This is a genomic window from Bradyrhizobium glycinis (genome assembly GCF_016031655.1).
GTDB lineage: Bacteria > Pseudomonadota > Alphaproteobacteria > Rhizobiales > Xanthobacteraceae > Bradyrhizobium > Bradyrhizobium glycinis.
Map to the genome: position 1 here is coordinate 211,885 of NZ_JACCHQ010000007.1, position 13,859 is coordinate 225,743.

The 13,859-nt window shown below is 65.6% G+C and carries 15 protein-coding genes; 4 read left to right on the forward strand and 11 right to left on the reverse strand.

The annotated features are described in order from the left end of the window. Positions 1 to 268: 268 nt before the first annotated feature. The 6 genes from HZZ16_RS13585 to fliI all read right to left on the reverse strand — a co-directional run bounded on the left by HZZ16_RS13585 (position 269) and on the right by fliI (position 6,790). Positions 269 to 1,495: an NAD(P)/FAD-dependent oxidoreductase gene (locus HZZ16_RS13585; protein WP_197948953.1), complete on the reverse strand. Its 1,227-nt coding sequence runs from the start codon at positions 1,493 to 1,495 to the stop codon at positions 269 to 271. Between the two features lie 131 nt (positions 1,496 to 1,626). Then, positions 1,627 to 2,586, reverse strand: coding sequence for a helix-turn-helix transcriptional regulator (locus HZZ16_RS13590; RefSeq protein WP_197948954.1), 960 nt, complete (start codon positions 2,584 to 2,586; stop codon positions 1,627 to 1,629). A 150-nt stretch (positions 2,587 to 2,736) separates the two neighbouring features. Continuing rightward, positions 2,737 to 3,801 (reverse strand): anti-sigma factor, encoded by a 1,065-nt coding sequence (locus tag HZZ16_RS13595; RefSeq protein ID WP_197948955.1) that lies wholly within the window; start codon positions 3,799 to 3,801, stop codon positions 2,737 to 2,739. 259 nt (positions 3,802 to 4,060) lie between these two features. After that, entirely contained in the window at positions 4,061 to 4,606 is a 546-nt protein-coding gene (locus tag HZZ16_RS13600) for a sigma-70 family RNA polymerase sigma factor (RefSeq protein WP_197948956.1), read from the reverse strand. A 317-nt stretch (positions 4,607 to 4,923) separates the two neighbouring features. Further along, positions 4,924 to 5,343 carry a flagellar export protein FliJ gene (fliJ, locus tag HZZ16_RS13605; protein WP_197948957.1) on the reverse strand — a complete coding sequence of 140 codons (420 nt, stop codon included), beginning with the start codon at positions 5,341 to 5,343 and terminating at the stop codon, positions 4,924 to 4,926. Positions 5,344 to 5,464: 121 nt separating this feature from the next. Continuing rightward, positions 5,465 to 6,790: a flagellar protein export ATPase FliI gene (gene fliI / locus HZZ16_RS13610; RefSeq protein WP_197948958.1), complete on the reverse strand. Its 1,326-nt coding sequence runs from the start codon at positions 6,788 to 6,790 to the stop codon at positions 5,465 to 5,467. 448 nt (positions 6,791 to 7,238) lie between these two features. Here fliI and ctrA point away from each other — a divergent pair, with 448 nt between their 5' ends. The 4 genes from ctrA (at position 7,239) to HZZ16_RS13630 (ending at position 10,070) form a co-directional block, all read left to right on the forward strand. Further along, positions 7,239 to 7,940, forward strand: a complete 702-nt coding sequence (gene ctrA, locus HZZ16_RS13615; protein ID WP_016848562.1) for a response regulator transcription factor CtrA — start codon at positions 7,239 to 7,241, stop codon at positions 7,938 to 7,940. A gap of 164 nt (positions 7,941 to 8,104) precedes the next feature. Beyond that, positions 8,105 to 8,509 (forward strand): DUF350 domain-containing protein, encoded by a 405-nt coding sequence (locus tag HZZ16_RS13620; RefSeq protein ID WP_197948959.1) that lies wholly within the window; start codon positions 8,105 to 8,107, stop codon positions 8,507 to 8,509. Between the two features lies 1 nt (position 8,510). After that, positions 8,511 to 8,906: a hypothetical protein gene (locus tag HZZ16_RS37170; protein ID WP_246510100.1), complete on the forward strand. Its 396-nt coding sequence runs from the start codon at positions 8,511 to 8,513 to the stop codon at positions 8,904 to 8,906. A gap of 3 nt (positions 8,907 to 8,909) precedes the next feature. Beyond that, complete coding sequence (locus tag HZZ16_RS13630; protein WP_197948961.1) at positions 8,910 to 10,070, forward strand: glutathionylspermidine synthase family protein; 1,161 nt, start codon at positions 8,910 to 8,912, stop codon at positions 10,068 to 10,070. 163 nt (positions 10,071 to 10,233) lie between these two features. On the opposite strand, the gene HZZ16_RS13635 is transcribed toward HZZ16_RS13630, so the two are convergent. The 5 genes from HZZ16_RS13635 to HZZ16_RS13655 form a co-directional block, all read right to left on the reverse strand. Then, positions 10,234 to 11,106, reverse strand: coding sequence for a CheR family methyltransferase (locus tag HZZ16_RS13635; RefSeq protein WP_197948962.1), 873 nt, complete (start codon positions 11,104 to 11,106; stop codon positions 10,234 to 10,236). After that, positions 11,103 to 12,299 (reverse strand): protein-glutamate methylesterase/protein-glutamine glutaminase, encoded by a 1,197-nt coding sequence (locus HZZ16_RS13640; protein WP_197948963.1) that lies wholly within the window; start codon positions 12,297 to 12,299, stop codon positions 11,103 to 11,105. Before HZZ16_RS13640 ends, HZZ16_RS13635 begins: the two co-directional genes overlap by 4 nt. Before the next feature lie 75 nt (positions 12,300 to 12,374). Next, positions 12,375 to 12,740 carry a response regulator gene (locus tag HZZ16_RS13645; protein ID WP_007600538.1) on the reverse strand — a complete coding sequence of 122 codons (366 nt, stop codon included), beginning with the start codon at positions 12,738 to 12,740 and terminating at the stop codon, positions 12,375 to 12,377. A 72-nt stretch (positions 12,741 to 12,812) separates the two neighbouring features. Next, the gene (locus HZZ16_RS13650; RefSeq protein ID WP_197948964.1) at positions 12,813 to 13,280 is read right to left on the reverse strand and encodes a chemotaxis protein CheW; all 468 of its coding nucleotides are present in this window, start codon (positions 13,278 to 13,280) and stop codon (positions 12,813 to 12,815) included. A gap of 34 nt (positions 13,281 to 13,314) precedes the next feature. Continuing rightward, positions 13,315 to 13,859 (reverse strand): response regulator (locus HZZ16_RS13655; protein WP_197948965.1); only part of this gene is annotated, 545 nt, incomplete at its 5' end.

Sequence of the window (13,859 nt, forward strand, 5' to 3'; positions counted from 1 at the left end):
GCAGCGCAGCTCCCGCGGAGCGGATGACAGGGCCGGCCGCGTTTAACGGCGCTTTCGCGCAGTTCTCGTCAACATGGCGAATGGCAGCGTCACATGTTGCGAGCGCTGCGACTTCCGCTTTGGGCATTTGCCGACCTCTCGGCAGCGAGCGGCACAGTCGGCTCGGGGGCCCCGGAGCGGACAATGGCTGGCAGTCGCTCCGCCGCAGCCGACCGGTCCAACCCGTCGCCTTCGTTTCACCGCTCGTTTGGTGAACCTACGCGCCAGCTCAACGGCGCGGTGCCCCATAGGTCGGCGGCGGCGCCTGTACCGTCGGTGCTGCCGCCGCGAACAGATCGTCCTTGCTGCCGTTGAGCGGCGGATAGATGCGCTTGCGGTTGATGGTCTGCTTGGTCGCCTTGGCCGCTTGACCGGTCGTCTTGACCTCGCGATCCCACCCCTCCGTATAGAGCGCGCCCCAATCACCGAGATCGAGCACGGTGACGTACCAGTCGATCCGCAGCGGCAGCATGGGCTCACCTGCGAGATCGGCCACCACATTGTGGCCGGCGAAGCGGCCCATGGGGCGGGCGAACTGACAGGACATCACGGTCGGATGCAGCCCGTCGACCACGCTGGAGGCGACATCGCCGGCCGCGAACACGCCGGGCAGATCGGCAACGCGCATGAAGGGATCGACCAGCAGACGCCCGAGGCGATCGCGCGCGCCCGGAAAGTTTTCGGCCAGCCGGCTCGCACGCATGCCGGCGCACCAGATCACCGTCTGGGTCGGGATGAACTCGCCCGAGCTCAAATGAACGCCGGCCGCTTCGACGGAGGCGATGCGCACGCCGAGCCTCGTCTCGACATCGAGCGACGACAAGGCCGATTCGATGACGGGACGCGCATGCGCGCCGATGGTGGCGCCCACAGTTGGATTGGGATCGACCAGGATGATGCGGCGGCTGCCGGTGATGCCGGCACGCGCCAGCCGGTCCGGCATTTCGGCCGCGACCTCGATGCCGGTAAAGCCGGCGCCGACCACCACGACCGTCGAACGCCCCGGCGACGGCGCGCTGCGCCCAAGCGCGACGAGATGGTCTTCGAGGCGGAGCGCCGCAGTATAGGTATCGACGTCGAACCCATGGACGGCAAGGCCCGGAATGGCGGGACGCATCACCTCGCTGCCGAGCGCGAGCACGAGGCGGTCATAGCTCAGCGTCTCCTCGCCGCCGCTGGCGACGAGCGAAATTTTTCGATGCGCCGGATCGATGGACTCGATCTCGCCGAGGCCATGCGTGACGCCGATCGGATCGAGCAATTGCACAAGCGGGAGCGCGACCTCGCTGAGGTCGGTCTCGTAATTGCGCACGCGGATGTTGTGATAGGGATTGCGGTCGATGACACGGATCTCGATGTCGCGGTCGCTTGCGCCGATCTCGTCACGCTTGCGTGCAGCACCGATGGCCGCCCACAGGCCTGCAAATCCGGCGCCGAGCACGACGATACGCGCCATGTCCGCCTACTCGCACTTTCCAAGGATCCTGCGGCCTGCCCGCGCTGCTAGATATAGCCCATTCGTCAGGATCGACCAACTGCGGCGGCGCAAGGCTGCTGCACAAGATCGTAAGCCCAAGAACCGAAAGCCTACGCCTCGCGCAGTTCCGACGGCGTCGCGCCAAAGCGCTTGCGGAAGGCGCGGTTGAAATAGGACAGATCGGAGAAGCCGGAGGAATGCGCGATGTCGCTGATCTTGCGCATCCTGGCGCGGGGATCGCCGAGCAGCTTGCGCGCCTGGAGCAGGCGCTGTTCCAGCACGAATTCGGTGAAGGTCGTGCCGGCCTGCTCGAACAGGCGCTGGGCCTGGCGCGGGCTGAGCCCTGAGCGCGTCGCAACTTCGGCGAGGCAGAGATCGTTGCGGCCGAGCGCGGCCATCACGTCGGCACGCATGAGGTCGAGGCGCGCCGCCGCCTGCCCGCGGCCGCGCGCGCGGCTTGCATGCTCTGCATCGGTGCCGAGCAGGAGGCCGACGAGATCGATCATGTGCTGCGCGGTCAGGCGCTGGCCGACTGCATCGAGATGCGGCGCGTGGTTGGCGGCGAGCGCATGGTAGCGGAAGATGGTCTCGGCGACCGCCCCGTCGATGAGCACCTGCGAGAGCTTGTCCTCGGCGCGGGGACTGATGTCGAGCAGCGCACGGCGCGGCATGCGAATGGTGGTGAAGCGGTCTGCCTCGGTGTGGCCGACGATCCCGGTCACGCTCATGTCGACCAGCACCATCTGGGCGGGCGCGAGCTCGACGGTGTGGCCGTTCTGCCCGACGCGGACGAGCCCCGCATGGGCCGATATCAGCACGAGATCGTCGCTGCCGTCGGCAAGATGGCTCTGCGTGCGCGAATATTGCGCCGAGGCGCCTTCGGCAATGGCGAGCGTGATGTTGTCGACGACGCTGATCTGCAGCCGGCAATCGATGCTGTCGCCATGGCTCGGCCCGATATCGAGGCCGCAGGGACCGACGGCCCGCTCGCGCCAATGCTCGAAGGCCGGACCGTGCGGCAGGCCTGCATATTGGTGAACGAAGATGCCCGGCGTTCTCGCTGCATCCATCTGATTTTCTCGCCCTTTCCGGCATCACCGCGTTCAAATTCCGGGGATTTGACGCGGCGGACCGAGCGGAGGTTCAAATCGGGGGCGGATTCGGGGGGAGTTGTCGGGCTGCGACGGCGGGATGGACTGTGGCGACAGTCGCCGTGGCACCTATTTTTGCGCGGGCGCCTGCGGCTGCGCCGGCGGCACGGTCTCGATCAGCTTGCCGGAAAACACGGGGGCGGAGGTCGGCTGGCCGCTCGGCGAGCCGCCGGCCTGCTCGACGGTGACGGCGTAGGTGGCGCCGTTGACGACGTCGGAATCGTAGGACGCGAGCAGCGGACGTGCCGTGAAATCGCCCGCGCCGATCACACCGAGCGAGCGCGGGCGCGGCAGCTTGTCGGAGATCAGCCAAAGCTCGAAGCTCTTGCCGGGCTCCGGGGTCGCGCCGACCTTGCGCACCGTGAAATTCCGCGTTGCACCGTCGATGGTGAGGATGAAGGCGGGACCACCACCCTGCCCCTGCAGCAGGGCAACATATTGCGCGGAGGCGGTAAGCGGGGCAGCCGGCGTCTTCACCTCCACCGTCTGGATGCGGGGCGGGGGACGCAAGGCGCCGGGCAGCGCATCGGGCAGGAAGATCTGCAGCGACAGCGTCACGAGCAGCGCGGCCGCGAGCGCGCCGACGGCGGATGCAATGGTGCGCCAGCGCTTCACGCGTCTCTCGAGCCGGATCACGTCACCATCGGCGACCGGCGCCAGCTGTGCGCGCAGTACGCTGATATCCGGTGCATGGACCTGCGGGATGAATTGCGGCGCGATGTCCGGGATGGCATCGGGTTCGGGGCGCGACGACCCGGGCTGCTCCACTTGGCCAGGCAGCGGCTCCGGGGACGATACCGCCTCAGTCGACAAATCCGGCGGCGCAGTCACCGGCGTGGACAATTCCGGGATGAGCGGAGGTGGCGGCGGCGAAGCTTCGGCAGGCGCAGGCGGCTCCTGCGCAAGCGCGGTGCGCGCGATTTCGGACCTGATGTTCTCCCACACGATCGGACGTGGCTCGACCGAGCCGACCATCTGGTTGAGCACGCCGAGCCGATAGGCCCACGCCTGCACGATCTCGGCGAACGCCGCATCCACCGCCATCATGGTCTCGACCTGCGCGCGCTCGTCGGCATCGAGCGTACCGAGCGCGTATTCCGCGGCGAGCGCGATATGGTCCTCCGTGTAGGCCATCAATTTCCTTCACCTCTCCCGCAGGGAGAGGTCGATTTGCCCCGGGCGATGCGAAGCATCGTCCCGCGGAAATGGCGTGAGGGGTTCAGGTCCCATGAGAGTGCGCAATCCCTCACCCGGATTGCATCTTGCGATGCAACGTAGCCGAAGCTTCGCTTCGGCGTTTTTAGAAACGGCCGCCTAAGGCGGCCTATGCCTCTCCCTTCGGGAGAGGTGAGGCAAGAAGGCCGCGTCAGCATAGACACTCTCTCATCATCCTCTACAGCCCGAGGCACTCCCTTATCTCCAGCATGCTGCGCCGCAGCCACGTCTTCACCGTGTTGACGGGCGCGGCGAATTTCTCCGCCAATTGCTCGCGACTCCAGCCGTTGTAATAGGCGAGCAGCACGAGCCTCTGACGGTCCGGCTCGAGCCGGCCGATGCATTCCAGGAGCCGCTTCAGCTCCTCGGTCATCTCGCGGCGCGCCAGCGGATCGGCACTTTCGGCCGCGACCTCCATCGCCTGAGGCTCTTCCTCGATGGAGGCTTCCGACTTCTTGCGGACGATGTCGATCGCGCGGTTGCGCGCGATCGAGGCCATCCATGTGATCGGCGAGGACAGGGCCGGGTTGAACTGGCCGGCGCTGTTCCAGATCTTGACGTAAGTCTCCTGAATTACCTCCTCCGCGAGATCCTGTCGGCGCAAGATACGGAGCACGACACCATAGAGTTTCGCGCGCGTGGCGGCGTAGAGGCGCTCGAACGCGGCCTGATCGCCCTTTGCCACCGCCTCAATCAACCCGACCAGCTCCGCTGGCGTCAGCATTCAGCCCCCCGACACGCGGCCCGCCGCTTGCCTTCACCTCTCCCCGACGGGGAGAGGTCGATTTGCGCAGCAAATCGGGTGAGGGGGCGCGGGGGCTAAGGGCGGACCGTCACCCTTCACCCGGCGCTCCGCGCCGACCTCTCCCAAGGGAGAGGTGGGCACCGCCGTCGCTGGCACAGCATTGTTCTCCACCACCATAGCGCGCAGCCAAGGCAACCACCAAGGGGCGCGGCGCCACACTGTGGACAGCACATGCGAAAACCCGGACCTTGCGGGCCCGGGTTCTGGAATTCCTGGATCGTCTGACGGCTAGCGGCTCAGGCGACGGCGCCAATGCGGGCACGCATCAGACCGATGCTGTCGAGGTCGGCCTGCTCGCGGGCGCTCTCCTCGGCACGCTCGCGGGCCTGGTCGCGCTCGTCGAGCAGCTCGACCTTCTTCAGCTCCTCGAAGGCCTCGGCCAGTGCGGCCTTGGCTTCCTCGAGCTGGCCCCTGAGCTCGTCGGCCGAACGGGTCAGGTTCTCGCGGCGCTGAATCGCGGCTTTGGCGTAGGTCGGGTAGGCGAAGTGCGAGGGATCGTTGATCCCGGCGCGCTCCTGCTCGGTCTGGATCTCGCGTTCGAGATCGACCGACATGCGCTGGAAGTCGGCGATCATGGTCTCGATCTGGGTGACCCGGCGGCGCTTCTCGTCGACCTGAAATTTCTTCAGGCGGATGAGGGTATCTCGTGACTTCATCGACTCGTACTCCCCAGAAGTCCCCCCGCTGCACGTGGGACGATACCGGTCACCCCACGGGCCCGATGGGGGCCCAGACCGGCTCTGCTACTCTGTGGGATCGGATGATGACCGGACAAAGTTAGCGTTCCGTTTCCAAATTGCCGAGTATTTGCGCCAATTGGCGATAGCCCTCCGCCAGTGACGCCTTTTCGTCCTTGCGCTGGCGCAGGAAGGCTTCCAACGGCTCGTTCAGGCGGATCGCCTCGTCGACCTCGGTGCTGGAGCCGGCGCGGTAGGCGCCGAGACGGATCAATTCCTCCATGTCCGCATAGGTCGCCATCACCTGACGCGCCCGCTGGATGACCGGCCAGAACTGCGGATCGGCCGATTTCGGCATCGTTCGCGAGACGGATTTGAGAATGTTGATCGCGGGGTAGCGGCCGCGCTCGGCGATCGAGCGCTGCATCACGATGTGGCCGTCGAGGATGCCGCGCACGGCGTCCGCGATCGGCTCGTTATGGTCGTCGCCGTCGACCAGCACGGTAAAGATTGCGGTGATGGCGCCCTCGCCCAATCCCGGCCCGGCACGCTCCAGCAGCTTCGGCAACTCGGTGAAGACCGTCGGCGTGTAGCCCTTGGCGGTGGGCGGCTCACCGGCGGACAGGCCGATCTCGCGCTGCGCCATCGCAAAGCGCGTCACCGAGTCCATCAGGCAGAGCACGTCCTTGTCCTCGTCGCGAAAATATTCGGCGACCGCGAGCGTGAGGTACGCCGCCTGGCGGCGCATCAGCGCCGGCTCGTCGGAGGTCGCGACCACCACGACCGAGCGCGCGAGGCCCTCCTCGCCGAGATCGTCCTGCAGGAATTCCTGCACCTCGCGGCCGCGCTCGCCGATCAGCCCGATAACGCTGACATCGGCATCGACGTTGCGCGCCAGCATCGACAGCAGCACCGACTTGCCGACGCCGGAGCCTGCGAAGATGCCCATGCGCTGACCGCGGCAGCAGGTGAGGAAGGTGTTCATGGCGCGCACGCCGAGATCGAGCGGGCTGCCGACGCGCTTGCGCGAATGTGCGGGCGGCGGCGTATTGCGGAACGGCATCGGCGAAGAGCCCTGCGGCAGCGGCCCCTTGCCGTCGATCGGCTCGCCCAGCGCGTTGACGACGCGGCCGAGCCAGGCTGCGGACGGCCGCACTTGATTGGCGGCATTGGCGATGACCGCCTTGCAGCCGCGGCGCACGCCCTCGAGGCCGGCGAACGGCATCACCACGGCATTGTTGCCGGAGAAGCCGATCACCTCGCACGGAATGGTGCGGTTGGCGCCGGTCTCGATCACCAGCCGTGCGCCGACCGACATCGCGTGAATCGGACCGGCCACCTCGACCATCAGACCGCGAACGCCGACCACGCGGCCATAGATGTTGATGCCGTCGATGTCACCGATCTGTTCGGCAAGCGCCTTCATAGGAGGGCCTTCATCAGCAGCGCGCCTTCATATGAGAGTCCTCATGAGATGGTCGCCTTCGGTGATCCCGGGACATCACGGTGAAAACCTTAAGTTTCGCCATATTTCTGAACGGCGCTTAACTTCGTGTTTACCCGCATCATTAATCATTGCGTCACTGTCTTTGAGACTGAGCGTGACTCCCCTTCAGAAGAAGGCTGAGTCGCGGGAGTCGGTTAGGCCCGTCTCTTAAAGTGGAGCTTGAACGGAATCGGGTAACGAAAGCTGCTTCTCGCGCAAGACCTTAGGGCGATTCGACAAAAATTGCACCGGGGGGACTTGCGTTCCAGAATCAGACTTTGTTAACCATCTGTTGTCAGGATCCGAATCAGTTGTTCAAAGGCGTTTTGTTGAGTGCCGCGAATGCGGCCGACCTGACGCCCAGGAGCGGCGACTATGGGGAACTGGCATGCGCGTTTTGCTGATTGAAGATGACAGCGCCGTCGCGCAGTCGATCGAGCTGATGCTGAAGTCGGAGAGCTTCAACGTCTACACGACCGATTTGGGGGAAGAAGGCGTCGATCTCGGTAAACTATACGATTACGACATTATTCTCCTCGACCTCAACCTGCCCGACATGTCCGGCTACGACGTGCTCAAGCAGCTCCGGGTCTCCAAGATCAAGACACCGATTCTGATCCTCTCCGGCCTCGCCGGCATCGAGGACAAGGTCAAGGGTCTCGGCGTCGGCGCCGACGACTACATGACCAAGCCCTTCCACAAGGACGAGCTGGTGGCCCGCATCCACGCCATCGTGCGCCGCTCCAAGGGCCATGCCCAGTCGGTCATCCAGACCGGCGACCTCGTCGTCAACCTCGACACCAAGACGGTGGAAGTCGGCGGCCAGCGCGTGCATCTGACCGGCAAGGAATATCAGATGCTGGAGCTGCTCAGCCTGCGCAAGGGCACGACCCTCACCAAGGAAATGTTCCTCAACCACCTCTATGGCGGCATGGACGAGCCCGAGCTGAAGATCATCGACGTCTTCATCTGCAAGCTCCGCAAGAAGCTCGCCAACGCCTCCGAAGGCCGCAACTTCATCGAGACCGTGTGGGGCCGCGGCTACGTGCTGCGCGAGCCGCACGAGGCCGACGAGCGCATCCCCGCCTGATCCAAGGGTTTACGTCGCGAGCCCAGTCAGGCTCGCTCCTCCCAGCCTGGACCCCGCCGCAAATGGCGGGGTTTTCGTTTTCGGGGGGAACGCTTCATTGGAAGCTTAACGTTGAACCACTAGCCTTCCCCTGCCGACGAATGGTCGCTGCACATGGGGGAACGATGATCCTGCAATCACTCGCCGGCCTGCCCGCCTTCCTGGTCTATTTTTGCACCGGGCTGATCGCGATCGTGGCCTATCTGTTCGTCTACACCCGCATCACCGCTCATAACGAATTCCAGCTGATCCGCGACAACGAGCCGGCTGCGGCGATCGCGCTCGGGCTTAGCCTGCTCGGCTTCGTGGCGCCGCTGGTCAGCGCCATCGCGCATTCGGCCAACGTGCTGGACTGCCTGATCTGGGCGACGATCGCGCTGATCGTGCAGGTCATCGCGTTCTTCCTCGTCAAGGTCCCGGTCCCGAATCTCTCGGAGCGAATCTCCGCCGGCGAGCTTGCCCCGGCGATCTGGCTCGGCCTGTCCTCGCTCGCCGCCGGGCTGCTCAACGCCGCCAGCATGATCTACTGACATGGCCGACAAACCCGCCAAGAAGGACTTCGGCAAGCGCCGGCCGGTGGCCGAGCCGCCGCCGCGGCCGCCGGTGAAGCGCTCCGGCCACGTCGCGCTGCTGGTGATGGGCACGATTGCCGTCGGCACCACAGCCTACACCTTGATGCCGCGGCAGACCTGCGAGCCTCCTCCTCCCGGCGCGGATCCAGCGGTGCAGACGAGCACCGCATGTAGCAGTAGCAGCAGCAGAAGCAGTTCTTCGGGCGGCAGCTCGGGCTCGTCGTCACGATCGAGCTTCTTCAGCAGCGATTCCTCCAGCCATTCCTCATCGAGCACGTCATCCGACTTCGGCCACAGCAGCGTGAGCCGCGGCGGTTTCGGCTCGTTCGGCCACGGCTTTTCGGGCGGCGGCTGATCCATGCAGCGCATCACCTGTCTTGAGCGCGACGACTGGCGAGAGACCGCAGCGCAATGCGGCTTCGTCTTCCACACCATCGACGGCGAGCGCTATTGGGACGAGCGGGCCTATTACGGCTTCACGCTGGACGAGATCGAGCGCGGCATCGAGGCGCCGACCGGCGAGATCGACGCGATGTGCCTGGAGCTTGCCGGCCGTGTCATCGACGACGAACGCTCCTTGCGGCGCTTGAAGATTCCGGAAGCATTCTGGGGACTGATCGCCGAGAGCTGGAAGCGCGACGACCGCAGCCTCTACGGCCGGCTCGATCTGAGGTTCGACGGCAAGTCGCCGGCAAAGCTGCTCGAATACAATGCGGATACGCCGACCTCGATCTTCGAGGCCGCGGTGTTTCAATGGACCTGGCTCGAGCAGGCGATCGAACGCCGCGTCATCCCCTCGCGCGCCGACCAGTTCAACTCCATCCATGAGCGGCTGATCGCAGCGTGGAAGGAGATCGCTGGGAGCCGTCACGTCCATCTCACCGGCATCACCGGCAATGCAGAGGACGCCGGCACGCTCGCTTATCTCGAAGACACCGCGCGTCAGGCCGGACTCTCGACGACGCTGCTCGACATCGAGCAGGTCGGCTGGCGCGACGAGGCCGGCAGCTTCGTCGATCTGGACGAGAACGACATCGCGCTCGCCTTCAAGCTCTATCCCTGGGAATGGATGTTCCAGGACGCCTTCGGCGCAAAGCTGAAGGATGCGCCGACGCGCTGGATCGAGCCGCCGTGGAAGGCGGTGCTGTCCAACAAGGGCATCTTGCCGCTGCTCTGGGACATGTTTCCGAACCATCCCAATTTGCTGCCGGCCTTCTTCGAGGACGACCCGCGCGCAGCCGAGCTCGGCACGTCCTATGTGCGCAAGCCGCTGCTGTCGCGCGAAGGCGCCAATGTGACGCTGGTCTCCGGCGGCATGCCGCTCGACGAGCAGGCGGGGCCTTACGGCGCCGAAGGTTTCGTGCGGCAGGCGCTCGCTCCGCTGCCGAACTTCTCGGGCTTCTATCCGGTGATCGGAAGCTGGCTGGTGAACCACGAGCCTTGCGGGCTGTCGATCCGCGAGGACGAGAGCCCGATCACGGGCAATCGCTCGCGCTTTCTGCCGCACGCGATTTTGTGAGATGGTTTTTCTTCCTTCTCCCCTTGTGGGAGAAGGTGGCGCGAAGCGCCGGATGAGGGGTTCTTTCCACTCACAAGACTGGTCGTGAGGATAGAGACCCCTCACCCGGCTTCGCTAAAGCGAAGCCACCCTCTCCCACAAGGGGAGAGGGTGAAAAAAGCAATCACCTCGCCGCAGCGACCTTCAGCGGCTGCGGCATCAATCCGCCCATCGGACGGCCGGAGCGCGCGGGGTTGAGCTGATAGAGACCACGGCGATCGGCGACAGGGCGGAACGCGTCCGTGATGCCGACGACGGATTCGGCCGCTCCGAGCAGCAACGTGCCGTCGGCCTCCATCGCCTTCGCCATGCGCTCGAAAATCACCGCCTTGGTGTCCTGATCGAAATAAATCAGCACGTTGCGGCAGAAGATCACGTCGAACGTGCCGAGATGGGAGAAGTCCTGCAGCAGATTGAGCTGGCGGAACTGCACCATGGCGCGAATGTCGGCGTTGAGCTGCCAGAGTTCGCCGGTTTGCGTGAAGTATTTCACCAGGTGCTGGATCGGCAGGCCGCGCTGCACCTCGAACTGGCTGTAGACGCCGGTCTTGGACTTCTCCAGCACCTCCTGCGACAGGTCGGTGGCGACGATCTCGACGGGCCAGCCGGCGAGAGCCGCGCCCATCTCCTTCACGCACATCGCGATCGAATAGGGCTCCTGCCCGGTCGAGGAGGCCGCCGACCAGATGCGAAGCGACTTGCGTGCCGCACGCGCCTGGATCAGGCCCGGCAGGATGGTGTCGCGCAGGTGATCGAACGGAATCTTGTCGCGGTAGAAGAACGTCTCGTTGGTGGTCATTGCTTCGACCACGTCGGTCGCAAGCCGGCCGTCGCCGTTCCTGATCTTCAGAACGAGATCGGGGATGCCGGGAAGGCTTGCCTTGCGCGCGAGCGGCAGCAGCCGGCTCTCGACCAGATATTGCTTGTCGGCGGAGAGATCGAGACCGGAGCGCTCTTTCAGGAACTTGCGCAGATAGTCGTAATCCGCGGGTGTCACGAGCGGTCTCCCGCGAACAGGCGGCTGACCTTGGCGCCGATCTGGTTGAGCGGCAGGATCGCCGCGCAGATGCCGGCATTGGCCGCCGCGCCCGGCATGCCCCAGACTACGCTGGAGGCTTCGTCCTGCGCGATCACGCTGCCGCCGGCCGCGACGATGTCCTTGCCGCCGCGCATGCCGTCCGAGCCCATGCCGGTCAGGATCACCGAGAGGATGTTGCCGTGCCAGACGTCGATGGCGGAGGTGAAGAGCGGATCGACCGCAGGCTTGCAGAAATTGACGGCGGGGCCGTCGTCGAGCGCGATCACCGGATCGGCGCCGCTGCGCGCGACGCGCATGTGCTTGCCGCCAGGTGCGAGGTAAATCCGTCCCGGCTTCACCGGCTCGCCGTCGACCGCCTCGCTCGCCGGCCGGCGGCTCGAGCGTGCCAGATGCTCGGCCAGGATGGTGGTGAAGGTCGGCGGCATGTGCTGGGTGATCAGCACCGGGAAGCGATCGATCACGGGGCCGAGCTCGGTGACGAGCGCCATCAGTGCCTGAGGGCCGCCGGTCGAGGACCCGATCAGCAGCACCTTGGGTGCCTGTGTCGAGAACGGACGCGTCGAGGGCGATCCTGACGAGGGGGCAGGCACGGCCGGAGCGGGCGCAGGCGTGGCAGGCCGCGCAACAGGACCGCGCGCGAGCGGAGCCGGGCTCGCGGGCGCCAGCGGCGGGCTCGCAACCGCAGACTTGCGACGCAGCCGCGCGCCGAGATGACGGATCTTCTGGATGAGGTCGTGATGGAAAATGTCCGCGGCCGACGCCTCACGCGTCGATTCCGGCTTGGGAATGTAATCGGCCGCGCCGAGCGACAACGCCTTGAAGCTGATCTCCGCGTTGCGGCGGGTCAGCGTCGAAGCCATGATGATGACGAGATCGCGCTTCTTGGCGAGCAGTTGCGGCAGTGCGGAGAGGCCATCGAGCTCGGGCATTTCGATGTCGAGCACGGCAACATCGGGATTGATGCGATCGAGCTGGTTGACCGCCTCGAGCCCGGTGCGCAGCGACGCCGCAACCTCCATGTCGTGCTCGGCACCGATCCAGCGCGAAATCAGACCGCGGATGACGACGGAGTCGTCGACGATCATCACCCGCAGCGGCCCGGTCTCGCGCGACGTGCCCGTGGTCAAATTACCTGCGAACGCAACACTCATTACCCACCAACTCAGACTGAAACGGTTCAGTTGAAAACAAGCGCCGAAGGATCCGTTCAGCCTCCGGGCGATCGCTCAGATCAGGCCGACTTCCTGAAATTTCGCCGTCACGATGTCCTTGTCGAACGGCTTCATGATGTACTCGTTGGCGCCGGCGTGCAGCGCGCGCGCGATATGCGCCACGTCGTTCTCGGTGGTGCAGAACACCACCTTGGGCTGGTCGCCGCCGGGCATGCGCCTGAGATGGCCGAGGAACTCGTAGCCGTCCATGACCGGCATGTTCCAGTCGAGCAGTACTGCGTCGGGCAGGCCGCGCTTGCAGGCCTCCAGCGCCTTCTCACCGTCCTCGGCTTCGAGGATCTGGAAGTCGAGCCCCTCCAGGATCCGGCGCGCAACCTTTCGGATGACGCTGGAATCATCGACGACGAGACAAGTTCGCATGTGAACCTCTGCTTCCTTCCCCCTTTGCGAGGGCAGTTCCAATCGCAAGTCCTCGGCGGCAATGCCGCCGTATCAGGCCGCCATCATCTCGGGCGCGAGCTCGAGGACGCGGTCGACGTCGAGGACGACCATGAGCTGGCCGTCGAGGCGGTGGACGCCGCCGGCGAGCTTGGCCATGCGGGGGTCGAGGTTGACGGGGTTTTCTTCCTTGCCGTCCTCGGGCAGGCGCAGCACCTCGCCGATCTGGTCGATCAGGAGGCCGTAGGATTCGCCGCGCAGGTCGACGCCGACCGCCATCGCCGTCTTGCCGTCCTCGTCCTTGGGCAGGCCGAGGCGCGAGCGCATGTCGACCACGGTGACGATGCGGCCGCGCAGGTTCAATACGCCGGCGATCTCGCGCGAGGCCAGCGGCACGCGGGTGACGCGCTCGGGCATGAACACGTCCTGGACGCGCGAGATCGGCAGGCCGAACAGCTGACCGCCGATCATCGCGGTGACGTACTCGACCATGGCGCCTTCGCTGGATTGGGTCTTGCTCATCTTACCTCTCTCCTGATCCATCCCGCTTAAGGGCCTAAGCCGCGGCCGCCCGGCTCAGCTCGGAGGCGCCGGCGGCGCCCGCGGTCTGCTCCTTCAGCGCCGCGATCAGACCGGGACGGTCGAACTTGGCGACATAATCGTGGAAGCCGGCCTGACGGCCACGCTCGATCGCCGCCGGCGACACCAGCGCCGAGAGGCCGATGATCGGCGTCGCGGCGAGGTTGTTGTCGGCGCGGACGACTTCCGCGAACTCGAACCCGTTCATGTCGGGCATCTCGATGTCGGTCAGGATCACGTCGAAGTTTTGGGCGCGCAGCGCCGCCAAGCCCTCCTGCGCGGTCGGCGCGGTGCGGACGCGATAGCCGGCGGCTTTCAGCACCGGCGCCAGCATGTTGCGGAAGAACGCGCTGTCGTCGACCAGCAGCACCGACTGCGAATGCAGCGACGGCTTCATCTCCTTGCGAGTGAACCAGTCAGCGAACGCCATCGGCAGGAAGTGGCCGACGTCGATCACCTCGGTGGCCTGGCCCTTGATCACGGCCGAGCCGAGAATGCCGGAGGAGGAGCCGCCGACCTCGA